The following is a 25,225-nucleotide window of genomic DNA, read 5'->3' on the forward strand; positions in this document are numbered from 1 at the left end:
TCGTGTTCGGTGTCACGGAAAGTTGTTCACGGTCGAATGGTGCACGTGGGTTGCGCGTGTGAAACCGATTGCGCAACAGTGTTATTCGATTCCAACGATTACTCACTCGAAAAGCTGATCAATTTCTGCACCGATATTCGTCGATTCGACACGTCGCGAAACGCCTGCAGTTCTTTGCGTGGATACGAGAATGGGTGGTAGAACTTGAATATCACATCCCCCAGACGTGTAAGAGGTACGAGATGGCACGCAAGACACTTGTGCAGATGATCGACGATGTAGACGGATCGGTCATCAAAGACGGCCAAGGTGAATCCATCGAATTCGGCATCGGTGGAAACCAGTACCGCATCGATTTGAATCTCAAACATGCCAACGAATTGCACGAACAGTTGGCATTCTGGATCGAGCATGCCGAGAAGATTTCCGGACGCCGCACCCGTAAGGGCGGCGCTGCAGCAGCACCGGTTCGCGGCAAGGTCGATCTGCAGGACATTCGAGCGTGGGCACGCGAGAACGGCCACGAGGTCAGTGCCCGTGGCCGCATCAGTCAGGATGTGCAGGCGGCCTACGAGGCTGCTCACTGACCGTCCTTCCGAACCGAGGCTTGACGTCTCGGCAGCACGTTTTACGTAACGGTACTTTCGTTGTCGGTACCGATACATCGCATCAGCTCCGTCCGATTTTTTATCCGGGCGGGGCTTTTTGCATATCGAGTCTGCTCTCACCCGGCAACTCGGACACGCTCGTGCCCTAGCACGCCAGTCCGACACAGCGGACGAACCGCCGCCGACAATCGGACCGTTGGTCCACAGTCGAGTAGTTGTCCACAGGGCAATTCCCCACCTGCGCTTTCTTCGCTTCTCCTCTTTCGGTCGTGCCACCGTCGAGACGACCGAATCGGCCGCAAATGCACGGTCGGAGAGTGGAGGAATGGCGGACATGGCAACCAACCAAGAACTCGGTGCGCGCGGTGAGGAACTCGCGGTGCGCCATCTCGAGGACATCGGCCTGGATGTGATCGAGCGGAACTGGCGACACCGATCCGGAGAACTCGACATCATCGCGCGCGACGGCGACACCATGGTTTTCGTCGAGGTGAAGACGCGCTCGGGAATCGGCTACGGAACGCCGGCCGAGGCGGTGACGTACACCAAGCAGGTGCGGATCAGAGGACTCGCACTGTCTTGGCTCGCCCTGCAACAGGGTCCGTGGGTGCAGATCAGATTCGACGTGATTGCGATCGTGGTCGGGCGAGACGACAATCCGGTGATCACTCACATCCGGGCTGCGTTCTGATGCCACTCGGGAGAGCGCATTCGGTTGCAGTCAACGGGGTCGACGGTGTGCTGGTGGAAATCGAAGCAGACATCGGGCAGGGCCTGCCCGGTACGCATCTGGTCGGGTTGCCCGACACTGCTCTCAACGAATCGCGAGATCGCGTCAAAGCCGCGGTGAAGAACTCGGGCGGCACGTGGCCGGACAGCCGGGTGATTCTCGCGCTGTCGCCCGCGACCCTGCCGAAGGGCGGATCGGTGTACGACCTTGCACTCGCCTTGTCGGTTCTCGATGCCGCGAAGGCGATTCCGCGCGGATGCCTTTCCGACACCGTGTTTCTGGGTGAGTTGGCACTCGATGGCAGGCTGCGCGCAGTTCGTGGGGTCCTACCCGGGGTGCTCGCGGTCAAGAGTGCGGGCTGGCAGCGGGTGGTCGTTCCGCTGCAGTGCCTACCCGAAGCGGGGCTGGTGGACGGAATCGAGGTGCTGGGTGCGGGTTCGCTCGGGGACGTGGTGGCCTGGCTTCGTGGTGAGCATGCCCTCGAATCACCCATCCCGACCGAATGGCACGAGGAGATCTACCCGGACCTCAGTGATGTCGCCGGACAGGCGGATGCGCGATGGGCCCTGGAGGTCGCCGCCGCAGGCGCACATCACATCATGCTGACCGGGCCACCGGGAATCGGAAAAACGATGCTCGCGCAACGTCTTCCGGGAATTCTGCCGCCGCTGACCGAATCGGAAGCCCTCGAGGTGACAGCGATCCATTCGGTGGCGGGCCTGTTGACCACGGCGCGGCCTCTCATCACGTCGCCGCCGTTCATCGCACCACACCATTCGACCTCGGTGAGCGCCTTGGTCGGGGGCGGAACGGGAATGGCCAAACCGGGAGCGGTCAGCCGAGCCCATCGCGGAGTCCTGTTTCTGGACGAGTGCGCCGAGATGAGCGTTCGGGTGCTCGAGGCGTTGCGTACTCCGTTGGAGGACGGCGAGATTCGCATTGCTCGACGCGACGGTGTGGCCAGGTATCCGGCCAGATTTCAGTTGGTTCTCGCAGCCAATCCGTGCCCGTGTGCGCCCTCGCGGCAAGTCGACTGCGTCTGCCCGCCCACCGCGCGACGCAAATATCTCGGCAAGCTGTCCGGGCCGTTGCTGGACCGCGTCGATCTGCGCATTCAGATGATGGGTGTCGCAACAGGTGCACTGGTAGACGAGGTGGGCGAGGGTACGAGCGAGATTCGCGCACGCGTGACCGGGGCCAGAGACGCCGCGGCGCAGCGGTGGCGGGAGTTCGGCTGGAGGACCAATGCGGAGGTTCCAGGACCCGCTCTGCGCCAACGATTTCGATTGGCACGCTCGACGCTCGCTCCGGTCGAGCGCGCGTTGCGCAACGGATCGTTGACCGCGCGCGGCGCAGACCGCGCCATTCGGGTGGCGTGGACGCTGAACGATCTCGCCGGTGGCTCGGTCCCCGGTGCCGAAGAGGTCGGAGCCGCCTTGGACTTCCGTGACAGGGGAGTGGCATGACGCACGACACACGCCGACTCGCCTGGGCGTATCTTTCTCGCGTGGCGCAGGGCCCGCATCGACCGATGGTCGATCATGCTGCAGCTCACGGTCCCGAATCGACGGCAGAAGCAGTGCGGGCGGGTGGGTTGGGGGAGCGGCTGGCGGTTCGCGCCCACATCGACACCGCGGCAGCAGATCTCGATCACATCGCTGCGCTCGGTGGCCGGTTGATCACCCCGGACGACGACGAGTGGCCGGCGTGGCGCTTCCTCGGATTCGACGGACCGGGTATGACCGCAGGGGTGGACACCTGTCCACCGATTGCGTTGTGGGCGCTGGGAACTCGGCCGGTGGCAACGATCACCGAGCGGTCGGTGTCCATCGTCGGGACACGGGCATCGAGTCCCTACGGTGATCATGTGACGGCGGAGATATCCTCCGATCTGGCGCTCGATGGCTGGACCATCATCTCGGGAGCGGCGTTCGGCATCGACGCCGCGGCACATCGGGCTGCTCTCGGAGTCGAGGGGACGACGATGGCGGTACTCGCCTGTGGCGTCGATCGTGCGTATCCCGCGGGCCATTCGCGGCTACTGCGGCAGATCGCTGCTCGCGGTTTGGTTCTCAGTGAATACGCGCCGGGCACGACCCCGGCGAAGCATCGTTTCCTCGCTCGCAACAGGCTCGTCGCGGCACTCGGATCGGCCGTGGTGGTCGTCGAGGCCGGGTGGCGCAGCGGTGCTCGGAACACGGCGGCATGGGCAGCGAAACTGGGTCGGCCGGTGCTGGCGGTCCCTGGGCCGGTCACGTCGCCCACGTCCACAGGTTGTCACCGCATGATCCGGGACGGGGAGGCCGTGCTGGTGTCGAGCTCTCACGACGTGGTCGCCGAGGCGGGCGCTCTCGGGTCTCCGGAGGAGTCTCGGCCCGACCTCTTTCGCGAGACCGATGCGCTCTCGGACACTGCCTTGTTGATCTACGACGCGTTGCCGGCGACCGGATCACTGTCGAGTCGAGAGTTGTCCGAGCACTCCGGCGTGCCGCTGAGGAAGGTGCGCGCATCCCTGCCGGTTCTGGAGATGGACGGATTCGTGGCCAGCGACGAGACCGGATGGTTCCGCGTGGTGCGTGGGTGAGCGCACCATGATGCACGAGCCCGACCGGTAGGGTGTTAGGTAATGCTTAGTCGATGCACCGGGTATCGGCGTCGTTCGCTCGAAGAGGGGTTCCGAAGTGCCACGCAAGAAAACCACCCTGTCCGTCCTGCGCACCGAAGCGCTCACCCCGCACATGCACCGGGTCTACCTGGGTGGGGCCAACTTCGACGACTTCGATGCGATCGACGAGACCGACGCCTACGTCAAGTTGTTCCTCGGAACCGATGAAGAACCGATCATGCGCACGTACACCGTTCGCTCGGTGGACACACGCGCGCGGGAGATAGCCATCGACTTCGTGGTGCACGGCGACGAAGGAGTTGCCGGGCCGTGGGCTACCCGGGCGAAGCCGGGGGACGAGATGTCCTTCTTCGGCCCGTCCGGTGGGTACGCCCCGCGACCCGACGCGGACTGGCATCTGTTCGCAGGGGACGAATCGGCGATTCCCGCGATTTCGGCCGCCGTAGAGGCGCTGCCGGAAGACGCCGTCGCCAAGGTTTTCATCGAAGTTGCCGATCGGCACGACGAGATCTACATGGAAACGCTCGCCGTCGTCGATGTGACCTGGGTTCACCGCGGTGCATCCTCGAACGAGGTCGGAGACGACCGGGCCGGGGACAACGCGCCGTTGATCGCAGCGGTGAAGGAGACGGAATGGCTGCCGGGGCAAGCGCAGGTCTTCGTGCACGGAGAAGCGCAGGCCGTCATGCACAACATCCGGCCCTACATCCGCAAGGAGCGGGGGGTCGGTGCCGAGTGGGCCTCGATCTCGGGCTACTGGCGTCGCGGCCGAACCGAGGAGACCTTCCGGGTGTGGAAGCGCGAACTCGCACAGGCCGAATCCGGAGTCGACGCCTGATCCGGCGACAACCCGCCTCGGACGGCGTGTCCGGTTGTCGCGGGGCCTGCCAGCGCTCAAGCTGAGCCGATGACCGATTCGCTGCCGCCTCACCTCGGCATTCACGTCGAGGAGTTCGCCGAGCACCTTCGACTCGGTCGAGAGCGATCCGAGCACACCATCCGGGCCTACGTCTCCGATGCTCGTTCGTTGCTCGCGCACTTCGCGGAGTCCTCGCCGGATGCGACCATCGCCGACCTCGATCTCCGCGCGGTGCGTTCGTGGTTGGCCACGCACTCGGCCGCCGGATCGGCCAGAACGTCGATGGCGAGGCGAACCTCGTCGGCGAGGACCTTCGGGAAGTGGCTCGAACGGGTAGGAGCTGTGACGGCGGCACCGGCGGAACGCCTGGCCGGTCCGGCCGGCCACCGCACGCTGCCCGGTGTTCTTCGACACAGCCAGGCGGCGCACGCGTTGGCCGCTGCCGAATCGGGTGCCGCCGAGCTCGACCCCATCGCGCTGCGGGACAGGCTCATCGTCGAGTTGCTGTACGCGACCGGGGTGCGCGTCGGGGAGCTGTGCGGACTCGACGTCGACGACGTGGACACCGATCGCCGCCTGATCCGCGTGATCGGCAAGGGCAACAAGGAACGCTCGGCTCCGTACGGTGCACCGGCAGCGCATGCGGTCGAGAACTGGCTGGTCAGCGGTAGGCCCGAACTGGCCTCCGATCGGTCCGGTGCGGCATTGCTGCTGGGACGTCGAGGTGGACGGCTCGATCAACGGCAGGCCAGAACGGCGGTGCACGCGGTACTCGACACCGTCCCCGGTGGTCCCAGCCTCGGCCCGCACGGCCTGCGTCATACAGCGGCAACTCACCTGCTCGAAGGAGGAGCCGATCTGAGGGTGGTGCAGGAGCTGCTCGGCCACGCCTCGCTGGCGACCACTCAGATCTATACACACGTGTCGGTGGAACGGCTGCGGGCCGTGCACGATCAGGCTCATCCCCGAGCGTGACCTGAGCGTCGGCGCTACAACGTTTGATAGCGTCGTGTCCGACTGACTACACCGAATACGGGGGACCGTGGACCGCGACCGACCGCAAGGTACTTCGGAGACGTGGTCCATGCATGTCCCTAACGGCTCTGCCGCTGACCATCAGAGTCCCCCAGGTCGATCGGACAGCTCACGCGACATCGGCAGCGGGCCCGTATCGTCGGACTCGATGTCCACTCCCCGCTCGACACCTCGGCAGCCGCCACCCTGGCAGACACCCGACTCGGGCGACCGGCAGCCTCTGCCGCCGCGGTACAACCCGCCGGTGCCGCTCGAGCCCGGGCCGCCGGCCGTGCAGCCGGACCGATACCTGCCGGTGCCGCCGCACACCGAGGATTCTTCGACTCAGCGCGATCGATGGTCGCCGCAACCGTGGTCGGGGGCACCCAACGCCTATCGACCCAACAGCCAGGATCTGGGCGCGGATTCGTTGCTCAAGCGCCCCAAGCGAGCGTCGAACTCGGGCTGGCGGCGAGGGGTGCACCGGCTCACCGGCGGTGTCATCAACCCTGGCGAGTCGACGGCGGAAGAGCGGTACCGAAACCAGGTCGAACGTATTCGGCAGCCGGTGCTCGGCGACTACCGGATCGCGTTTCTGTCACTCAAGGGTGGCGTCGGCAAGACGACGACCACTCTCGGCCTCGGCTCGACTTTCGCGTCGCTGCGCGGAGATTGCGTCATCGCCGTGGACGCGAACCCCGACTTCGGCACCCTGGGGGAGCGAGTTCCGCGTCAGACGTCGTCGACCGTGCGTGATCTGCTGGCCGCCGCACCGCACATTCGTCGCTACTCCGACATCCGCGAGCACACCTCGCAGGCGCCGAGTCGACTCGAAGTGTTGGCCGGCGAGCGCGACCCCGCCGCGTCGGAGATGTTCGGTGAGGAGGACTACCGCGCCGTCATCGACATGTTGCAGGTGTACTACAACCTGATCCTGACCGACTGCGGTACCGGGATCATGCACTCGGCGATGAACGGGGTGCTGCAACTGGCGAATGCGCTGGTTCTGGTCAGCTCGCCGGCGGTCGACGGTGCGCGCAGTGCTGCGGCGACGCTGGATTGGCTGGAGCTGCACGGCTACGGCCATTTGGTCGAGCGGACCGTAGTGGTGATCAGTTCGGTTCGCCCGGGTTCGTCGGCGGTGGACATGAACTTGCTCCAGCAGCATTTCCTCGAGCGCTGTCGCGCCGTGCTGGTGGTTCCGTTCGACGAGCACCTGGCCGAGGGTGCCGTGGTCGATCTCGACCTGTTGCGTCCCCAGACTCGAAGCGCCTTCGTCGAACTCGCCGCGATGGTGGCCGACGATTTTCCCGCGGCGTCCGGCAGACACTCCGGCCCACAGCGCTGACGATCATCTGCCTTCCTCGTCGAGGGGCTTCAACCTGATCGGACTTGCGCGCACCAACGCCGTGGGTTCGAGATAGTCGCGGCCACGTCTGATGCCCCAATGAAGGCACGTCGACGAGCAGCTCTCGTGCCCCGATGTCAACGAACCCACTACCGCCCCTCGTCGAACCCGCGCGCCGGTGGCAACGGAGGCCAGCACCGGTTCGTACGTCGATCTCAGTCCGCCCGGATGATCCACCGATACGACGGGCTTTCCCGCGACCGACCCGGCGAACACCACGGTGCCGTCGGCGACGGCCAGAACCGACTGGCCTTCCTGTGCGGCGAGGTCGACACCACGGTGACCGGGTAGCCAATTCTGCTCGGGACGGTCGAACGGGGTGACGACCTGCGGCCTCGGCTGCAGCGGCCAGGCGAATGTGCCTGTCTGCGCCGATGCGACCGGCGTCGAGAGCGCTACCGCGGTCGCGAGGCACATCGCGAGTGTGCGGCGCGGGAGAGAGATGTTCACCCGTCGACCATCTCCTGGATCGGAGCGACCGAACGAACCCGGAGGTGATTTGTGGACAAGGAATTTCTTTGTCCACAGGCCCCGGAAACTCTTGACAGTCGGGCCTGGTTATGACGGGGGCGGTGGCAGGTCTACACTCGTCACTTGCGGCCTGTGCGTGCACGGGTCGACTTCGCGCGTCCGCGTCATCGTGTCGTCTGCTTCGAGCAGAATCACCGATACGAGAACCGGTTGTCGGCGGTCCTGAGATCTTCGTGATGTCGGGTCCGGCAACTTCAGCGGCCGCCAGGGCAGAGGTCACCGACACTCTGCGTCAACCGCACCATCGAAAGAGAGTTCTTCAGCCATGGCTGTAGTAACAATGAAGCAGCTGCTCGACAGCGGCACACACTTCGGACACCAGACCCGTCGCTGGAACCCGAAGATGAAGCGATTCATCTTCACCGACCGCAACGGCATCTACATCATCGACTTGCAGCAGACTCTGACCTTCATCGACAAGGCCTACGAGTTCGTCAAAGAGACCGTTGCCCACAATGGCACGGTTCTGTTCGTCGGCACCAAGAAGCAGGCGCAGGAGTCCATCGCCGCTGAGGCAACCCGCGTGGGCATGCCCTACGTGAACCAGCGCTGGCTCGGTGGCATGCTCACCAACTTCCAGACGGTGCACAAGCGTCTGCTCCGCCTCAAGGAGCTCGAGGCCATGGAGCAGACCGGTGGCTTCGAGGGACGCACCAAGAAGGAAATCCTCATGCTCACGCGTGAGATGACCAAGCTCGACCGCACCCTCGGTGGCATCCGGGACATGTCCAAGGTTCCGTCGGCCATCTGGATCGTCGACACCAACAAGGAGCATCTCGCGGTTGCCGAGGCTCGTAAGTTGAACATCCCGGTCATCGCGATCCTCGACACCAACTGCGATCCCGACGTGGTCGACTACCCGATCCCGGGTAACGACGACGCGATCCGTTCCGCTGCGCTGCTGACCAAGGTCGTCGCATCCGCAGTCGCCGAGGGCGTGCAGGCGCGAGCAGGTCAGAACACTGCATCCGACGCCAAGCCCGAGGTCGGCGCAGGCGAGCCCCTCGCCGAGTGGGAGCTCGAGCAGCTCGCTCAGGCTTCACCGGCAGCAGAGGCTCCCGCAGCGGACGCTCCGGCAGCAGAGGCTCCCGCAGCCGATGCCCCCGCAGCAGAGGCTCCCGCAGCCGATGCCCCGGCAGCAGAAGAAGCACCGGCCGCTCAGGCTTGATCGAATTCGGTCCCGGTTCACCCTCAGGGGTGGGCCGGGGCCGCTTCGGTATGTCAGGGTTGTGGTCGTTACGGCTCCGCAGTGAGCCCGTCGATCACGCCCTGAGAACAGCATTTCTCGTCAACGCCCGTACCCAGACTTTTGAGGAGGCTCGCCCACGATGGCGAACTACACTGCCGCCGACGTCAAGCGGCTCCGTGAGCTCACCGGCTCCGGAATGATGGACTGCAAGAACGCGCTCGCCGAGAACGACGGCGATTACGACAAGGCCGTCGAGTACCTGCGTATCAAGGGTGCCAAGGACGTCGGCAAGCGCGCCGAGCGCAACACCGCCGAGGGCCTCGTCGTCGCCGAGGGTGGAGTGCTCGTGGAGATCAACTCCGAAACCGACTTCGTGGCCAAGAACGACGAGTTCCAGACGTTCGCCGCGTCCGTTGCGGCGACGGCTGCAGCAGGCAAGCCGGCCGACGTCGATGCCCTCAAGGCGCTCGACCTGAACGGCAAGACTGTCGAAACGGCTCTGAACGAGTTGTCGGCGAAGATCGGCGAGAAGCTCGAGCTGCGCCGCGTTGTGTCCTACGACGGCAACACCGCAACGTACCTGCACAAGCGCAGCGCGGACCTGCCGCCTGCCGTCGGCGTACTCGTCGAGTACACCGGTGACGGCGACGCCGCAGGCGACGCCGCGCGCGCAGCTGCGATGCAGATCGCAGCCCTCAAGGCCAAGTACGTCACGCGCGACGAGGTCCCCGAGGACCTCGTGGCCGCCGAGCGTCGCATCGCCGAGGAGACCGCTCGCGAAGAAGGCAAGCCGGAGCAGGCACTGCCGAAGATCGTCGAAGGTCGCGTCAACGGATTCTTCAAGGACGTCGTTCTCACCGAACAGAAGTCGGTGCAGGACGGCAACAAGACCGTCAAGGCCATTCTCGACGAGGCCGGCGTGACCATCACTCGCTTCTCTCGATTCGAGGTCGGCGCCAGCTAGTCTGCGCACCTGTCGGTCGAGGCGATGCCGTTCATTCGATTCCATCGAGTGGGCGGCATCGTTCGTGCGCAGGGCAGGTGGGTGTGCAGGCCGGAGCCGTGTCCACCGATCGGGTGCCGATAGGGCAGGATGATCGGTGAGTAAACCGTAGTGTTCGACGAGTACCGAGGAGAGCTATGACCGATCCGGCCCCTGACCGTCCCGGGTTCCGACGCGTGATGCTCAAACTGGGTGGGGAGATGTTCGGTGGCGGCCAAGTGGGGCTCGATCCGGATGTCGTGAACAACGTTGCCGAACAGATCGCCGAGGTAGTGGCCACCGGAGTTCAGGTCGCCGTGGTGATCGGCGGCGGAAACTTCTTCCGTGGTGCCGAGCTCCAGCAGCGCGGGATGGACCGATCGCGTTCCGACTACATGGGCATGCTCGGTACCGTCATGAATTGCCTTGCGCTGCAGGATTTCCTGGAGAAGCAGGGAGTGGCAACCAGAGTGCAGACGGCAATCACGATGGGCCAGGTCGCTGAGCCGTACTTACCACTACGCGCGCGACGGCACCTGGAGAAGGGTCGCGTGGTGATCTTCGGAGCCGGCATGGGCATGCCGTACTTCTCCACAGACACCACGGCTGCGCAGCGCGCGCTGGAAATCGGTGCCGAGGTGTTGTTGATGGCCAAGGCAGTCGACGGCGTGTATTCGGCCGATCCGCGCCTCGACCCCGATGCGACGATGTTCGACACCATCACGCACCGCGAGGCCATCGAACAGGGACTCAAGGTTGCCGACGCGACGGCCTTCAGCCTTTGCATGGACAATCAGATGCCGATGCTGGTGTTCAATTTGCTGATTCAGGGAAATATTGCTCGCGCTGTGTCCGGTGAGAAGATCGGCACGCTGGTCACGTCGTGATCGTCGCCGACAGTGACGTGAGCGAATCGAAGACGAAGACGATGGAGGACAGATCGTGATTGACGAAGCTCTCTTCGATGCCGAAGAGAAGATGGAAAAGGCCGTATCGGTTGCACGTGACGACCTGTCCTCGATTCGCACCGGACGTGCCAACCCCGGAATGTTCTCCCGCATCGTCATCGAGTACTACGGTGCTCTGACGCCGATCACCCAGCTGGCCAGTATCAGCGTCCCCGAAGCGCGCCTCGTGGTCATCAAGCCGTACGAGGCCAGTCAGCTCGGACCGATCGAAACCGCCATTCGTAACTCCGACCTCGGTGTCAATCCCACCAACGACGGCAACCTCATTCGAATCGGTGTTCCGCAGCTCACCGAGGAACGTCGCCGGGAATTCGTCAAGCAGGCCAAGGGCAAGGGTGAGGATGCGAAGGTGTCGATTCGCAACGTCCGCCGAAAGACGATGGAAGAGCTCAAGCGAATCCAGAAGGACGGCGAAGCAGGCGAGGACGAGGTCGTCCGCGCGGAGAACGATCTGGACAAGACCACTGCGAAGTACACCGCCTCCGTGGACGAACTCGTCAAGCGCAAAGAGGGCGAGCTGATGGAGGTCTGACCCGACCTCGACAGCTGCTTTTCACGACGGACGACGATGAATTTCGAGGAGATGACGACAGTGGTGGGACCGGATCGGCAGGAGGGCAGCGGTACGCCCGCTGCCTCGTCCGGGGTCGCCGCAGCGAAGTCGACAGGCAAGGCAGGCCGCAATCTGCCCGCCGCGATCGGAGTCGGCGGGTCGTTGGGAATCGGTCTGATTCTCGTCCTCGTCTTCGTGCCGCTGGTGTGGATCGGGGTGGTGGCCGTCGCGTTGGCCGTCGCCACCTACGAGGTGTCGAAGCGCCTGCGCGAGGGCGGCGTACTCGTGCCCCGCATTCCCCTGATCATCGGTGGTCAGGCGATGATCTGGCTCGGCTGGCCGTTCGGGGCAGTCGGCGTACTCAGTGCAGCGGTCGGCACCATCGTGGTCTGCATGGTGTGGCTGCTGCTGCGGCAGGGATTCGGCACCGCTCCGAAGAATTACCTCGAAGAACTCTCCGTGACCGTCCTGGTGGCATGTTGGCTACCTCTGCTGGCCTCGTTCACCGTGCTGATGGTGCTGCAGGACAACGGCGCGGGCCGCATCCTGGTGTTCGTCATCGGCGTCGTGTGCTCGGACATCGGCGGCTACATCGCGGGTGTGTTGTTCGGAAAGCACCCGATGGCCCCTGCCATCAGCCCGAAGAAGTCCTGGGAGGGGCTCGTCGGGTCGCTCATCTTCTGCATCATCGGGTGTCTACTGACGGTGACGCTGATCCTCGAGGCCAACTCGCTGATCGGCATCCTTCTCGGTGTGGTGCTGGTGGTGACCGGCACGTTGGGCGATCTGATCGAGTCGCAGGTCAAGCGTGATCTCCGCATCAAGGACATGGGCACCCTGTTGCCCGGGCACGGCGGCATCATGGACAGGCTCGATTCGCTGTTGCCCTCGGCTTTCGTGGCATGGCTCGTCTTCACCGTGCTTCTCTGAGCAGACGGCTCTCGGGCGTGCGCAGTGATCTCACCGGGGTGATCCCCAGCCCGAACATCTGGAACTGGCCGCACCTGTACGAGGCGGAGAACCGCGCTCAGGACGTCGACGGTGCTCTGTTCGATGCGATCCGGTCGGTGGCGGACTGGACGGCGAAGACGGTCGTCGACGTCGGCTGCGGAAGCGGCTTTCATCTTCCGATATTTGCGGCCGACGCCGACCGGGTTCTGGGCATCGAGCCGCACGAACCACTCGCTGCGGCGGCGAGAATGCGAGTCGCGGACCTGCCGAACGTCGAGGTGAAAGCTGCGCAGGCGGATTCTCTCCCGATCGGCGACGGCACCGTGGACGTCGTCCACGCGCGCACCGCGTACTTCTTCGGACCGGGCTGCGGGCCGGGAATCGTCGACGCCATGCGAGTGCTCGGGCCGGGAGGAGCGTTGGTCGTCGTGGATCTGGACGCGACCGCGTCGCCGTACGGGGATTGGATGCGGGCCGATCTACCGCACTACGACCCGTCGACGGTCGAGGCGTTCTTCGATGCACAGGGTTTTGCACTCACTCGCGTCGACACGCGGTGGACGTTTCCGAATCGACGCATACTGCGCGACGTGCTGGGAATCGAGTTCGGACCGCGCGTTGCGCGCAATGCCATGAAGTCGGTGGACGGTGTCTCGTTCGACGTGCGGTACCGAGTCCACGTCCGATACAAGCCGACCGGAATCGAGCTGCGTTAGCGAGCCGGTGGGACTCGGCGGGCGCACCTCGACTGCGGGCGGTGTCAGGAGGCGGCGGAGATCCCGAAGATCTCGGCCAGTTCGTTGATCTTGAGTGCTTTCGCCAGACGAGGCAGGTCGCTTCCGTCCTTGACGTGCGCTCCGTCGGCACCGAGGGCATCGATGACGTCTCGGGCCCACGACACATCCGTGGGCGACGGAGCGAGCTCGCGGTTGACGATGGCAGCCTGCTCCGAATGCATGCACAACTTGCCCGTCATGCCCATCGACAGGGTCAGAGCTGCATCGCGTCCGAGGATGCTGTCGTTGGCTGTCAGCGTCGGTCCGTCGATCGGACCTGGAATGCGCGCTGCGCGTGAGGAGACGACGAGGCGCGAACGGGGGTACGCCATCGCCAGGGGGTCGTCACTCATGCCCGTGTCGCGGCGGAAGTCGCCACTGCCGAAGGCGAGACGGAACGTCGAATCTGCGCGGGCGATTTCCGTTGCGGCTTCGAGGCCCATCGCCGACTCCACCAGTGCCAGGATCGGGGTGCCGGGTACCAGGCGAGCAGCTGTGGCCTCGACCTGGCCGCCACTCTCGGTCTTGGCGAGCATGACACCGACCAGTCCGGGCAGGCCGGACAACGCGGCGAGGTCATCGGCCCAGTACGGGGTCGTTGCATCGTTGATGCGGACCCACGCAGAGTTTCCTTCGCCGAGCCACCGCACGACGGCGTCGCGCGCGGCCGGCTTCTTGGCCGGAGCGACTGCGTCTTCGATGTCGAGGATGACGGCATCGACTCCCGACGCAACGGCGTCGCCGAAGGTTTCGGGCTTGGTGGCCGGTACCAGCAGCCACGACCGTGCGCGGTCGGGGGCAACGCCGGATGCCACGGGTGTCTCCATGAAAGTTGTCACGTCATGCTCCTCGAGTGAAGTGGGGCACCCCAAGCCTGATCGATTCAGTCGCTCAGCGCCACCTTCTGTACATAGTGTTCACGATGTGTGCCGCTACTTCTTCTTCGCTGCGCGTCGGACCTGAAGGATTCGAGCCCCGCCGACCATCGCCATCACCAGTGCGCCTGCGATCGCTGCCAGCAGCATGCTGATGCCCAGTGGCAGATCGAGCTGCCAGGCGAAGATCTGTACGGTGACGGAGTCGAGATTCTGCACGATGAATACGAGCAGAACGACCAGGACCACGGCTCCGACCACCAGGCCGGTCCACAGCGCAGCGGTGCGGGTGTGGGCGATGTCGGTCGAGCTGCTTGCCTGGGGCCCCGGGACGAATTCGGGATCAGGCGCGGAATGACCGTCCGAATCCGGAGTCGTGATGGGAGCGAGGTCACCCGAGGCGCTGTGTTCGCCGGGGTGAACCGCACCTGATGTGTCCAGCGATGTCTCGTGACTGTCGTCAGCTCTGGTGGCCATGTCGATGATCCTTCCGCACGTGAAGGCCGAATGCACGCGCATCCGGCCACGGCCTCGATACCCATCGGGTAACGGACGGAAACCGGCGCGAATAGGACTGCAAGGCAATCGGGTGGACAATGGAAATATGCAGCGTCAGCGAAAGATGTGGGGTGGAGTATGAGTGAGTCCGCCGAGGCGACGAACACGTCGACCGAGCAGAAGAGGCCCAACCTTCCCCTGGTCTTCACTGCGCCGCGGCGCGGTATGCCGTCGCGTCACCTCGCCGACCTGGACAAAGAGGGTCTGCGCGAGGCAGTGAAGGCGCTCGGTCTGCCTGCGTTCCGCGCCGACCAGTTGGCCCGGCACTACTACGGCCGCCTCGAAGCCGACACCACGAAAATGACGGATCTTCCTGCCGAGGCACGCGAGAAGGTCGGAGCGGACCTGTTTCCCCCGCTACTGACGGCGATCAAACACCTGGCATGTGACGATGGTGACACCCGCAAGACGCTGTGGAAGGCCAACGACGGAACGCTGCTCGAGAGCGTTCTGATGCGATACCCGGACCGGGCGACGTTGTGCATTTCCAGCCAAGCCGGCTGTGGAATGGCCTGCCCCTTCTGCGCCACCGGTCAAGCCGGCCTGACGAGAAATCTGTCCACGGCCGAGATCGTCGATCAGGTCCGTTCGGCCGCAGCGGACATGCGCGACGGTGCTGTGCCCGGCGGCGAAGGCCGACTGTCCAACGTGGTCTTCATGGGCATGGGCGAGCCCCTCGCCAACTACAAGCGTGTCGTGGACGCGGTACGCAAGATCGTCTCGCCCGCACCCGACGGTCTGGGACTCTCTCAGCGTTCGGTCACCGTGTCGACGGTCGGTTTGGCTCCGGCCATTCGTAAGTTGGCCGACGAAGGATTGTCCGTGACGTTGGCGGTGTCGTTGCACACGCCCGACGACGAGCTCCGTGACACGTTGGTTCCGGTCAACAACCGGTGGTCGGTGGCGGAAGTTCTCTCGGCGGCCCGGTATTACGCCGATCAGACCGGTCGACGCGTCTCGATCGAGTACGCGATGATCAGGGACGTCAACGATCAGCCGTGGCGAGCGGACATGCTGGGCAAGAAGTTGCACAAGGCACTCGGATCACGGGTCCACGTGAACCTGATTCCACTCAATCCGACTCCGGGCAGCGAGTGGGACGCCAGCCCGAAGCCGGTGGAGCGAGAATTCGTTCGACGGGTGATCGCACAGGGTGTCTCGTGCACCGTCCGCGATACCCGCGGTCAGGAGATTGCCGCGGCGTGCGGTCAGCTGGCAGCCGAGAACTGAGTCGGTTGCTAGCGGGGCTTGCGGCGGACGATCACGTCACGCACGACCAGTCCGACCAGAGCGACGGCGAATCCGATCAGCCACAGATCCTCGACCTTGCCGGTGTGGTTGCCGATGATCATGAACAGCAGGAACGCGGCAACGACGATGGCGGCCACTCGCATCGCGCGGTTCGATTCGCCACTCCACCCCCACTCGGCGGACGGCACGTCCGGAACCTCGTGACGGGTATCGACGACCTGGTCGTACGAAGCGGTTTCCAGTTCGTTGTTTGCCACCGGGTCGGTCCTCTCGGGTGATGATTCACGTTGACGTGCGCACGAGGCGTCGAGGTTGCCGCGTGTGGACAATATTGGCATACGACCGCCCGTCGTAGCCATCAGGGTTGCGCTCACCCGGCGCGAGTGTCGACTTCGGTGAGAGACTGCCTCGGTGACGTCCGAGCGCCTTCCGCACCCGCTGACCCAGTTTCCGCTGAGCTACCCCCGTGACATGGTCGGGTACGGCCGAACACCACCGCACGCGCAGTGGCCGGGCGAGGCGAACATCGCCGTCCAGTTCGTCCTCAACTACGAGGAGGGCGCGGAGAACAATGTGCTCGACGGCGACACCAAGTCCGAAACCTTCCTGTCGGAAATGATCGGGGCACAAGCGTTTCCGAACCGCCACATGAGTATGGAGTCCCTGTACGAGTACGGATCGAGGGCCGGTGTGTGGCGAGTACTCCGGGCATTCGAGAAGCGAGATCTACCGCTGACGGTGTTCGCCGTCGCCAAAGCCATGGAGCGAAATCCGGAAGTGGTTGCCGCACTGGGAGAGCTGGGCCACGAGATCGCCTGCCACGGGCTGCGGTGGCTGTCCTATCAGCAAATCGACGAGAACGTCGAGCGTGAGCACATGGCCGAAGCGGTGGCGATCCTGACGGAGCTGACCGGCGCGGCCCCACTGGGCTGGTACACCGGCCGCGATTCACCGAACACGCGGTCACTCGTCGTCGAGCACGGTGGATTCGTCTACGACTCCGATTCCTACGCCGACGATCTGCCGTACTGGGAGAAGGTCACTCGTGGCTCCGAGGTGGTCGATCATCTGGTGGTGCCGTACACCCTCGACACCAACGACATGAGATTTGCCTCGCCGGGCGGCTTCTCGACCGGGGACGAGTTCTACGCGCATCTGCGGGACGCGTTCGACGTGCTCTACGCAGAGGGTGAGAACGGCAGCCCGAAGATGCTCTCGGTCGGACTGCACTGCAGGCTGGTCGGCAGGCCGGCCCGCATCGCCGCCCTCGAGCGTTTTCTCGATCACGTTCAGTCTCACGACAAAGTCTGGGTCGCAAAGCGAATCGACATCGCCGAGCACTGGCGCGCGGTGCACCCACCCGTCTCCTGAGCGGGGGAGTTCTCGCTCAGCGCGGCGACCGGCACGCTGTTTCCAACGCAGTCAGATAGCGGTCGGTGAACAGGGCCTGGACTCGCTTGCCCACCGGACCACCGAGCCTGGTGTACCAGCGGCCAGGGTTCGAGAACGCGGTGATGTGCGCGGAGACCGTCCCGTCTTCGGGGGAGTAGTCCACGTGGAACAGTTCCTCGCCGGATTCGGGATGGCCGTCGAGCGTGCCGTAGGCGAAGCCCTGTCGGTTGGCTTCGTCGATGACGTAGACGACCCGGCACGGGATGCGGACGGGCCCGAGCGTGAGAACGACCACGGCGTCGGGGACGGCGTGTTCGTCGCTGGAGTGGACCTTCAGTCCGGTGTCGCGATGCATGTCCCAGCGCATCAGCGCGTCGGCTGCGGCCACGAAGTCCTCGAGTCCGGATCCGATGACCCGCGACTTCTCGACGTGGTGGTAGCCGGCCGGGAGCCTGCCGCTCGTTGCCCCTACATCGGCGTAGTTGAGCGATGCCGCGTGATACTTCGAGACGTCCATGCCCTCCAGCGTGCCAGCTGCGGCGGCGCGCATAGGGGTTTCTCAGGCTCGGTAGGCAACAATGGACCTGTGCCAGACCATCGTGAGCGAACGACCTTCTCGGATCGTCCCGAGCCGATTCGCGTGTTGCTGTTGGGGAGCACCGGCTCGATCGGAACCCAAGCGCTCGACGTCATCGCCGCCGACCCCGACCGTTTCGTCGTCGTCGGTCTTGCGGCCGGCGGTAAGAACATCGACCTTCTTCGCCGTCAGATCGCCGAGACCGGTGTTCGGCGTGTCGCCGTGGCCGACCCCTCCGCTGCCGCCGAGCTCGGCTTTCCCGGTGTTCTCAGTGGGCCCCGTGCGGTGACCGAGCTCGTCGAGTCGACGCAGGCCGACGTAGTTCTCAATGCGCTGGTGGGCTCGCTCGGTCTCGAACCGACGTTGGCGGCGCTGAAAACCGGAGCCCGGCTGGCGTTGGCCAACAAGGAATCGCTGGTGGCAGGCGGCGAACTCGTGCTCGCTGCGGCCGCGCCAGGACAGATCGTTCCGGTGGACTCGGAGCATTCGGCGCTGGCGCAGTGCCTTCGCAGTGGCCACCGAAGCGAGGTGGATCGACTGATCCTGACCGCATCGGGTGGACCGTTCCGGGGCTGGAGCGAAGCGGAACTGAAGTCGGTGACCCCTGCCCAGGCCGCGGCTCATCCCACCTGGTCGATGGGTCCGATGAACACGCTGAACTCGGCAACCCTGGTCAACAAGGGCCTCGAGCTGATCGAAGCGCATCTGCTGTTCGGGGTGCCGTACGAGAAGATCGACGTCACCGTGCATCGGCAATCCATCGTCCATTCGATGGTCACGTTCGTGGACGGCTCCACCATTGCCCAGGCCAGCCCGCCGGACATGAAGCTGCCGATCGGGTTGGCGCTCGGGTGGCCGGATCGCGTGCCCGACGTTGCGCGCGCACTCGATTTCACTGCAGCGTTCTCCTGGGACTTCGAGCCGCTCGACGATCGAGTGTTCCCTGCCGTGCAGCTCGCCCGCGAGGCCGGAATCATGGGCGGGTGCATGACGGCGGTGTACAACGCCTCCAACGAGATCGCCGCCGACGCCTTCCTCGCCGGCCGCATCGAATTCCCCGAGATCGTGCACACGGTGCGGGCGGTTGTGAGCGACGGCGGCGCGGACTGGTCGGCGGTGCCGACTACCGTGGACGACGTCCTCGCGGCGGATTCCTGGGCTCGCGCACATGCGCGTGAGCTCCTGAAACAGAAGGGCCACTGACTCACATGCTGTTCGCTCTGGGTGTGGTGCTGTTCGCCGTCGGCATCGGTGTGTCGATCGCACTGCACGAGGCGGGACACATGTGGACCGCGAAAGCGCTCGGCATGAAGGTTCGCCGGTACTACATCGGGTTCGGCCCCAAGATATTCTCCTTCCGACGCGGCGAGACCGAATACGGGCTCAAGGCAATCCCGGCCGGCGGATTCTGCGACATCGCCGGAATGACGGCGATCGACGAACTCGCACCCGACGAGGTCGAACGAGCGATGTACCGCCAGAAGACGTGGAAGCGCATCGTCGTCATGGTCGGCGGTATCGCGATGAACTTCGTTCTGGGAATCGTTCTGATCTACGCGCTCGTCCTCGGGTGGGGTACACCCGATCGGGTGACGCCGACGACAACGGTCCAAGGCGTCGTCTGTGTCAGCACGACACAGACGCAGGACGGTGAACTTGCGCCGTGTTCGGGAGACGGTCCGGCTGCTGCGGCCGGCCTGCGCACGGGCGACATCATCACCGCGGTGAACGGTGAGCCGACAGAGGTCTGGTCCGACGTCGTTCTCGCCATCCGGGACTCGACCGGGTCGGTCGAGCTGACGGTCGATCGCGACGGTGCTTCGCAGACTCTCAGCGTTCCGATCCTCCAGGTTCAGCGCTACGTGGTCGATCCTGAAACCAATGCGAAGAATTCGACGACCGTGGGAGCAGTCGGCGTCACCGGCGGTCAACCGCCGAACATTCGGTACAACCCGATCGAGGCGGTACCCGAGATGTTTGCCTTCACCGGAGACATCTTCGTACAGACCGGCAAGGCTCTCGTCCAACTGCCGACGAAGGTGCAGGCGCTGTGGGAGTCGATCTTCGGCGGTGAGCGCGGTCTCGACACTCCGATGAGCGTCGTCGGTGCCAGTGTCATCGGCGGCCAGGCCGCGGAGAGCAACAACTGGCCGACATTCATCGGTCTGCTCGCGTCGTTGAACTTCTTCCTCGGCGCGTTCAACCTCGTGCCGCTGCTGCCGCTCGACGGTGGCCACATCGCGGTGACCATCTACGAGCGCATCCGCAACCTCTTCCGCAACCGCCGCGGCCTGCCCGACGGTGCACCGGTGGACTACATGAAACTGATGCCCGTCACCTACGTGGTCATCGTCGTTTTCATCGGGTTCTCCTTGTTGACGCTCACGGCGGACATCGTCAACCCGATTCAATTGTTCTAAGTAGACTCGTCAGTCGTAGCTAGGAAAGAAGGCCACTCGTGACCGTGTCAGTCGGATTGGGAATGCCGGCACCGCCGGTGCCCGTACTCGCGCCTCGCCGTAAGACGCGGCAACTCCAGGTCGGATCGGTGGGAGTGGGCAGCGACAGCCCCATTTCGGTGCAGTCGATGTGCACCACGAAAACCCACGACATCAATGCGACGCTGCAGCAGATCGCAGAGCTGACGGCGTCGGGCTGTGACATCGTGCGTGTGGCATGCCCCACACAGGATGACGCGGATGCGTTGTCGATCATCGCCAGGAAGAGCCAGATTCCGGTGATCGCCGACATCCACTTCCAGCCCAAGTACATTTTCGCTGCGATCGACGCCGGCTGCGCTGCGGTGCGCGTCAACCCCGGCAACATCAAGGAGTTCGACGGCCGCGTCAAGGAAGTTGCCAAGGCTGCCGGAGACGCGAACATACCGATCCGCATCGGCGTGAATGCCGGATCGCTCGACCCCCGCCTGATGAAGAAGTACGGCAAGGCCACGCCCGAGGCGCTCGTCGAATCCGCGCTGTGGGAGGCAGGCCTGTTCGAGGAACACGGTTTCGGCGACATCAAGATCTCGGTCAAGCACAACGACCCCGTGATCATGGTCGCCGCCTACGAGCAACTCGCTGCGCAGTGCGACTACCCGCTGCACCTCGGCGTCACCGAGGCCGGGCCCGCGTTCCAGGGGACCATCAAGTCCGCAGTCGCCTTCGGCGCGTTGCTGTCCAAGGGGATCGGCGACACCATTCGTGTCTCCTTGTCGGCACCGCCTGCGGAGGAGATCAAGGTGGGCAACCAGATTCTGCAGTCCTTCAATCTCCGGCCCCGCAAACTCGAAATCGTCTCCTGCCCGTCCTGTGGACGTGCGCAGGTCGACGTGTACACCCTCGCCGACGAGGTCACAGCGGGACTCGAGGGCATGGAGATTCCGCTTCGCGTCGCCGTCATGGGCTGCGTCGTCAACGGACCGGGCGAGGCGCGCGACGCCGACCTCGGCGTGGCGTCGGGCAACGGCAAGGGTCAGATCTTCGTCAAGGGCAAGGTCATCAAGACGGTGCCCGAGGCGCAGATCGTGGAGACCTTGATCGAGGAAGCAATGCGCATCGCCGAGGAATACGAGAAGGATGAGTCTGCAGACGGTGGCGCACCGGTCGTGACTGTCAGCTGAGCAGGTTCGACCGGTTCGGTGTCCGGTTTGCCGCTCTGCCACCGGCGGAAACAGGTTCTCTGGAATGATTCGGTACACGCTCGGTCGGTGTGTATGCGGTAGGTGGGTCAGGAGGTCGGTAGGTGCTCAAGCTCCTCGGTGCGAAGCCTCTCGGTAATCGGGACGTTGCGCATGTCCTGCGGGTCCTCGACTCCGACCCGGTTGCCACCTGCATGGTCGCCGCTCGGGTGCAGGAATCGGGACTGGATCCGAGGTCGTTTCACGGTGAGATGTGGAGCAGGGGCGGACCGGACGAGTCGTTGTGTTTCTACGGAGCCAACCTCGTCCCTCTGCTCGGATCGAGTGACGATCTGCGGTCGTTCGCCGATCGTGCGTGCCGCGGCCCACGGCTGTGTTCCTCACTGGTCGGTCGAGCCGAACTGACACTGCCGCTGTGGGAGATGCTCGAGACCGACTGGGGGCCTGCCCGCGAGGTTCGCGGTGAGCAGCCGCTGCTGGCCACGTCGGTTCGATCGTCCATCACGCCCGATCCACACGTACGGCTCGTTCGCCCCGAGGAACTGGACGTGTATCTGACTGCGGCAGTGGCGATGTTCATCGAGGAAGTCGGAGTCGACCCGAGACAGAACGACGGCGGCCGTGGATACCGGCGACGGATCTCGAGTCTGATTGCCGCGCAGCGTGCGTGGGCTCGATTCGAGGACGGTCGGGTGGTGTTCAAGGCCGAGATCGGATCGCAGTCGGCGACGGTGGGGCAGATCCAGGGAGTATGGGTTCATCCCGATCGACGCGGGCACGGTCTCGGCGCGTCCGGTACCGCGGCGGTGGTGAACTCGGTGGTCCGCCAGGGCCGCACCGCAAGTCTGTACGTCAACAGTTTCAACTACGTCGCCCGGCGCGCATACGCGAAGATCGGCCTGACCCAGGTGGCGACCTTCACGACGGTGCTCTTCGACTAGTTCGGACGTCGCTCGATCGGGTTGTGGCGAACCGCGATTCGTTGCCGCAGCCGGAGGCAGCGCCCTATTACGATGGGGCGCAATGAGATCACGTGGTGCAACCGAAGTGCGGTATCGAGTCGGAGCGGTATCGGTGGTCGCAGCCGTCATTGCTGCCGCCCTCACCGGATGTACCCCAAAGCCCGACGGCCCGGAGCCGGCCGCCCAGGCGTTTCTCGCCGCGTTCGAGTCCAACGACATCGCCGCCGCGTCTGCGGACACCGACAAGCCCGATGCGGCGGCCACGGCACTGACCGAGGCGTGGACCAATCTCCAGGCCGAGGCTCTGGATGCCGAGACGACGTCGGTGCAGGTCGAGGGGGACACGGCCACGGTCGGCTACACCTATCGGTGGCAGTTGCCGAAGGATCGGGTGTGGACGTACGACGGGCAACTGAACATGGGCCGCAGTGAGGGTGAGTGGGTGGTGCGCTGGACGGCGTCGGACATCCATCCGAAGCTCGGCGACACCCAGACGATGTCCTTGCGGTCCACGGCGGCTCCGCGCGCACGAGTCAACGAGCGCTCCGGGACCGACGTGTTGGTGCCCGGGGTGGTGCACCGAATCACGTTCGACGCGGCGAATGCGAACAACGTGGTGGCCTCGGCGACGGCGCTGTCGACGTTGCTGACGCCGTTCGATGCGTCCATCACCGCGCAGTCCATCGTCGAATCCGCCACCTCGGTCGACGGCGACTACCCGGTGGTGTTGCTTCGAGACAGCGATTACCAGCCGATCTCGGCCGCACTGACCGAGATCCCGGGGGTCACCGCGTCCGACGAGTCGGATCTGGTGTCCACCGACCCCACGTTCGCACCGGACCTGGTCGGCCAGGTCAAGAAGGCCGTCATCGACGAGGTCGACGGCGAGGCGGGGTGGAGCGTGGTGACCACGAACCGCAACGGCGTCGACATCGATGTCCTCACCGACACCCCGCCGGAGCCCTCTCCGTCGTTCTCGATCAGTCTCGATCGCAACATTCAGGTCGCCGCTCAGCGAGCGGTGAATGCGCGCACCGAACAGGCGATGACGGTGGTCATCCAGCCGTCCACCGGTGCCATCCTGGCGGTGGCACAGAACCCGGCCGCCGATCGGGACGGGCCGGTCGCGTCGGCCGGCCTGTACCCACCCGGATCGACGTTCAAGATCGTCACCGCCGGTGCCGCCATCTCCAGCGGACTCGCAACTCCGGGCAGCACGGTCCCGTGTCCGGGTCGCATCGTGATCGGTGAGCGCAGTGTGCCGAACTACAACGAGTTCGCACTGGGTGACGTGACGATGAGTACTGCGTTCACCCGTTCGTGCAACACCTCGTTCGCGAAGCTGGCCAGTGAGATGGCACCCGACGCATTGAACGTCGCGGCCTCTCAGTTCGGCGTCGGCCCGGATTACGACGTCGTCGGACTGCCGACCGACTCCGGTTCGGTGCCACCGGCCGACGAGCTCGTCCAGCGCACCGAGGACGGTTTCGGGCAGGGCCGAGTGGTCGTGTCGACGTTCGGTATGGCCCTGGCCGCCGCGACGGTGGCTCATGGCTCGACGCCGGTGCCGAACCTCCTTGTCGGACGCGACACCGTGATCACCGGAGAGCATCCGCCGATCGAGCCTGCGATGGTCGACGGACTGCGCGGGATGATGCGTTCGGTGGTCACCAGCGGTACGGCCGAACGCATCGCGGATCAGGGAGAGGTCTACGGCAAGACCGGCGAGGCAGAGGTCGACGGCGGCTCGCACTCGTGGTTCGTCGGTTATCGGGGCGACATCGCCTTCGCCACCCTCGTGGTGCGCGGCGGCAGCTCGGACAACGCGGTCGCGGTGACCCGAGAGATGTTCGAGCAACTGCCGCCCGGGTACTGACCGCGCTGCGGTATACCTGGTTCAGGAGGGCAGCACGCCGAGCCGACGGCATGCCACCACGGCTTCGTAGCGGGTGTGCGACTCGGTTTTGCGCATCACACTGCGCAGGTACGACTTGACAGTCTCGGCACCGATCGACAGGCGCGCCGCGACCTCGATGTTGGTGCAGCCCAAGGCAACCTGCGAGATGACGTCTATCTCGCGTGGTGTCAACGACTGCGACACGTCTCGGGCCGGTGGATCGTGGGGTATCTCCTGACCGAATGACGAGGCCACCCGCGCGGCGACTGCGTCGAGTCTGCGCCGGATCGCTGCGTCACCGATCGATCGGGCCAGATCGGACAGTTCCTCGTGGACGCTGCGCAACTCTGCCGTACGCGAGAGGTCCGAGTCGAGCATCGAACGGGTGGTCGCCAGCAGACGGACCCTGCGGTCGACCTCGTCACGCACGGAGATCTCCTGACCGAGACGTCTGGCGGCAGTCGTCATGATGTCGCCGACGCGATCTCCGAGGGGGCCGCGTTCGCGTAGCGCCGCGTACATCACTATTCGCGCGACACCGGCCACGACCACCGGAACCGCCAGTATCGATTTGAGACCCTCGCCGAGCACCGGTCTATCGAAGTGATGGGTGATCGACATCGATGCGCCGTAATCGCTCACGGCCGCGGGCCTGCGCTGTTCCATGACCCGCCCGCCGAGGCCGGATCTGGGTGGGATGGCGAGTCCGTCCAGGCCGCGGGTTCTGGTCCCGTGGAACTCACTCAGGTGCAGGGTCTCCGAGGAAACCTCACCGCCGAATACGACGGGCACGTCGGACATCGCTGCCACCTGGCGCAGTTCGGCGCGCAGAGCATCGCCGTCACGGGGCCGCAACAGACTCGAATGGACCACGGTGC

26 protein-coding genes are annotated in these 25,225 nt (G+C 64.8%); 20 read left to right on the forward strand and 6 right to left on the reverse strand.

Annotated features, from left to right (window positions below; translation table 11 throughout):
• Positions 1–242 precede the first annotated feature (242 nt).
• From R4P57_RS03510 to R4P57_RS03540, 7 genes are all read left to right on the forward strand, one after another.
• Complete coding sequence (locus tag R4P57_RS03510; RefSeq protein WP_037189646.1) at positions 243–587, forward strand: histone-like nucleoid-structuring protein Lsr2; 345 nt, start codon at positions 243–245, stop codon at positions 585–587.
• A gap of 355 nt (positions 588–942) precedes the next feature.
• A complete protein-coding gene (locus R4P57_RS03515) occupies positions 943–1,299 on the forward strand; it encodes a YraN family protein (RefSeq protein WP_317801465.1) in 357 nt (118 codons plus the stop codon).
• Positions 1,299–2,804 carry a YifB family Mg chelatase-like AAA ATPase gene (locus R4P57_RS03520; protein ID WP_317801466.1) on the forward strand — a complete coding sequence of 502 codons (1,506 nt, stop codon included), beginning with the start codon at positions 1,299–1,301 and terminating at the stop codon, positions 2,802–2,804. The genes R4P57_RS03515 and R4P57_RS03520 overlap by 1 nt, the downstream gene beginning before the upstream one ends.
• Positions 2,801–3,922 (forward strand): DNA-processing protein DprA, encoded by a 1,122-nt coding sequence (dprA, locus tag R4P57_RS03525; RefSeq protein WP_317801467.1) that lies wholly within the window; start codon positions 2,801–2,803, stop codon positions 3,920–3,922. Before R4P57_RS03520 ends, dprA begins: the two co-directional genes overlap by 4 nt.
• A 97-nt stretch (positions 3,923–4,019) precedes the next feature.
• Positions 4,020–4,802, forward strand: coding sequence for a siderophore-interacting protein (locus tag R4P57_RS03530; RefSeq protein WP_317801468.1), 783 nt, complete (start codon positions 4,020–4,022; stop codon positions 4,800–4,802).
• A 69-nt stretch (positions 4,803–4,871) separates the two neighbouring features.
• The gene (locus R4P57_RS03535; RefSeq protein ID WP_317801469.1) at positions 4,872–5,798 is read left to right on the forward strand and encodes a tyrosine-type recombinase/integrase; all 927 of its coding nucleotides are present in this window, start codon (positions 4,872–4,874) and stop codon (positions 5,796–5,798) included.
• A gap of 67 nt (positions 5,799–5,865) precedes the next feature.
• The gene (locus tag R4P57_RS03540; RefSeq protein WP_411742278.1) at positions 5,866–7,185 is read left to right on the forward strand and encodes a MinD/ParA family protein; all 1,320 of its coding nucleotides are present in this window, start codon (positions 5,866–5,868) and stop codon (positions 7,183–7,185) included.
• 3 nt (positions 7,186–7,188) lie between these two features.
• Here R4P57_RS03540 and R4P57_RS03545 read toward each other — a convergent pair whose 3' ends face one another.
• Positions 7,189–7,695 carry a M23 family metallopeptidase gene (locus R4P57_RS03545; protein WP_411742279.1) on the reverse strand — a complete coding sequence of 169 codons (507 nt, stop codon included), beginning with the start codon at positions 7,693–7,695 and terminating at the stop codon, positions 7,189–7,191.
• Between the two features lie 346 nt (positions 7,696–8,041).
• Here R4P57_RS03545 and rpsB point away from each other — a divergent pair, with 346 nt between their 5' ends.
• The 6 genes from rpsB (at position 8,042) to R4P57_RS03575 (ending at position 13,135) form a co-directional block, all read left to right on the forward strand.
• A complete protein-coding gene (gene rpsB, locus R4P57_RS03550) occupies positions 8,042–8,944 on the forward strand; it encodes a 30S ribosomal protein S2 (RefSeq protein WP_314144450.1) in 903 nt (300 codons plus the stop codon).
• A 160-nt stretch (positions 8,945–9,104) separates the two neighbouring features.
• Positions 9,105–9,929 (forward strand): translation elongation factor Ts, encoded by an 825-nt coding sequence (gene tsf / locus R4P57_RS03555; protein WP_037189637.1) that lies wholly within the window; start codon positions 9,105–9,107, stop codon positions 9,927–9,929.
• 176 nt (positions 9,930–10,105) lie between these two features.
• Positions 10,106–10,834, forward strand: coding sequence for a UMP kinase (gene pyrH, locus R4P57_RS03560; RefSeq protein ID WP_032397808.1), 729 nt, complete (start codon positions 10,106–10,108; stop codon positions 10,832–10,834).
• 55 nt (positions 10,835–10,889) lie between these two features.
• Entirely contained in the window at positions 10,890–11,447 is a 558-nt protein-coding gene (gene frr / locus R4P57_RS03565; protein ID WP_317801471.1) for a ribosome recycling factor, read from the forward strand.
• A 36-nt stretch (positions 11,448–11,483) separates the two neighbouring features.
• A complete protein-coding gene (locus R4P57_RS03570) occupies positions 11,484–12,398 on the forward strand; it encodes a phosphatidate cytidylyltransferase (RefSeq protein WP_317801472.1) in 915 nt (304 codons plus the stop codon).
• A 38-nt stretch (positions 12,399–12,436) separates the two neighbouring features.
• Complete coding sequence (locus R4P57_RS03575) at positions 12,437–13,135, forward strand: class I SAM-dependent methyltransferase (RefSeq protein WP_317801696.1); 699 nt, start codon at positions 12,437–12,439, stop codon at positions 13,133–13,135.
• A 44-nt stretch (positions 13,136–13,179) separates the two neighbouring features.
• Here the strand turns inward: R4P57_RS03575 and R4P57_RS03580 are convergent, their stop codons facing one another.
• Together R4P57_RS03580 and R4P57_RS03585 are read right to left on the reverse strand one after the other, a co-directional pair.
• Entirely contained in the window at positions 13,180–14,022 is an 843-nt protein-coding gene (locus R4P57_RS03580; RefSeq protein WP_411742298.1) for an HpcH/HpaI aldolase/citrate lyase family protein, read from the reverse strand.
• Positions 14,023–14,127: 105 nt separating this feature from the next.
• Positions 14,128–14,547, reverse strand: coding sequence for a lipopolysaccharide assembly LapA domain-containing protein (locus R4P57_RS03585; protein WP_317801474.1), 420 nt, complete (start codon positions 14,545–14,547; stop codon positions 14,128–14,130).
• Positions 14,548–14,706: 159 nt separating this feature from the next.
• Between R4P57_RS03585 and rlmN the strand changes: the two genes are divergently transcribed.
• Positions 14,707–15,858 (forward strand): 23S rRNA (adenine(2503)-C(2))-methyltransferase RlmN, encoded by a 1,152-nt coding sequence (gene rlmN / locus R4P57_RS03590; RefSeq protein WP_317801475.1) that lies wholly within the window; start codon positions 14,707–14,709, stop codon positions 15,856–15,858.
• A gap of 8 nt (positions 15,859–15,866) precedes the next feature.
• Here rlmN and R4P57_RS03595 read toward each other — a convergent pair whose 3' ends face one another.
• Complete coding sequence (locus R4P57_RS03595) at positions 15,867–16,136, reverse strand: DUF2631 domain-containing protein (RefSeq protein WP_032377055.1); 270 nt, start codon at positions 16,134–16,136, stop codon at positions 15,867–15,869.
• Positions 16,137–16,350: 214 nt separating this feature from the next.
• On the opposite strand from R4P57_RS03595, the gene puuE reads away from it, so the two are divergent.
• A complete protein-coding gene (gene puuE / locus R4P57_RS03600; protein ID WP_317801697.1) occupies positions 16,351–17,250 on the forward strand; it encodes an allantoinase PuuE in 900 nt (299 codons plus the stop codon).
• A gap of 16 nt (positions 17,251–17,266) precedes the next feature.
• On the opposite strand, the gene R4P57_RS03605 is transcribed toward puuE, so the two are convergent.
• Positions 17,267–17,788 carry a DUF1990 domain-containing protein gene (locus tag R4P57_RS03605; protein WP_317801476.1) on the reverse strand — a complete coding sequence of 174 codons (522 nt, stop codon included), beginning with the start codon at positions 17,786–17,788 and terminating at the stop codon, positions 17,267–17,269.
• Positions 17,789–17,911: 123 nt separating this feature from the next.
• On the opposite strand from R4P57_RS03605, the gene dxr reads away from it, so the two are divergent.
• From dxr to R4P57_RS03630, 5 genes are all read left to right on the forward strand, one after another.
• Entirely contained in the window at positions 17,912–19,051 is a 1,140-nt protein-coding gene (dxr, locus tag R4P57_RS03610) for a 1-deoxy-D-xylulose-5-phosphate reductoisomerase (protein WP_317801698.1), read from the forward strand.
• Positions 19,052–19,056: 5 nt separating this feature from the next.
• On the forward strand, positions 19,057–20,268 hold the full coding sequence (locus tag R4P57_RS03615) for a M50 family metallopeptidase (RefSeq protein WP_317801477.1): 1,212 nt from the start codon (positions 19,057–19,059) through the stop codon (positions 20,266–20,268).
• Positions 20,269–20,306: 38 nt separating this feature from the next.
• Positions 20,307–21,470: a flavodoxin-dependent (E)-4-hydroxy-3-methylbut-2-enyl-diphosphate synthase gene (gene ispG, locus R4P57_RS03620; protein ID WP_317801478.1), complete on the forward strand. Its 1,164-nt coding sequence runs from the start codon at positions 20,307–20,309 to the stop codon at positions 21,468–21,470.
• A gap of 122 nt (positions 21,471–21,592) precedes the next feature.
• On the forward strand, positions 21,593–22,429 hold the full coding sequence (locus R4P57_RS03625; protein WP_317801479.1) for a GNAT family N-acetyltransferase: 837 nt from the start codon (positions 21,593–21,595) through the stop codon (positions 22,427–22,429).
• Between the two features lie 82 nt (positions 22,430–22,511).
• Positions 22,512–24,326, forward strand: a complete 1,815-nt coding sequence (locus R4P57_RS03630) for a penicillin-binding transpeptidase domain-containing protein (RefSeq protein WP_317801480.1) — start codon at positions 22,512–22,514, stop codon at positions 24,324–24,326.
• Between the two features lie 21 nt (positions 24,327–24,347).
• On the opposite strand, the gene R4P57_RS03635 is transcribed toward R4P57_RS03630, so the two are convergent.
• Complete coding sequence (locus R4P57_RS03635; protein WP_317801481.1) at positions 24,348–25,220, reverse strand: helix-turn-helix transcriptional regulator; 873 nt, start codon at positions 25,218–25,220, stop codon at positions 24,348–24,350.
• Between the last annotated feature and the right edge of the window lie 5 nt (positions 25,221–25,225).

Source organism: Rhodococcus sp. IEGM 1330, assembly GCF_033142445.1.
Classification (GTDB): Bacteria; Actinomycetota; Actinomycetes; order Mycobacteriales; family Mycobacteriaceae; genus Rhodococcoides.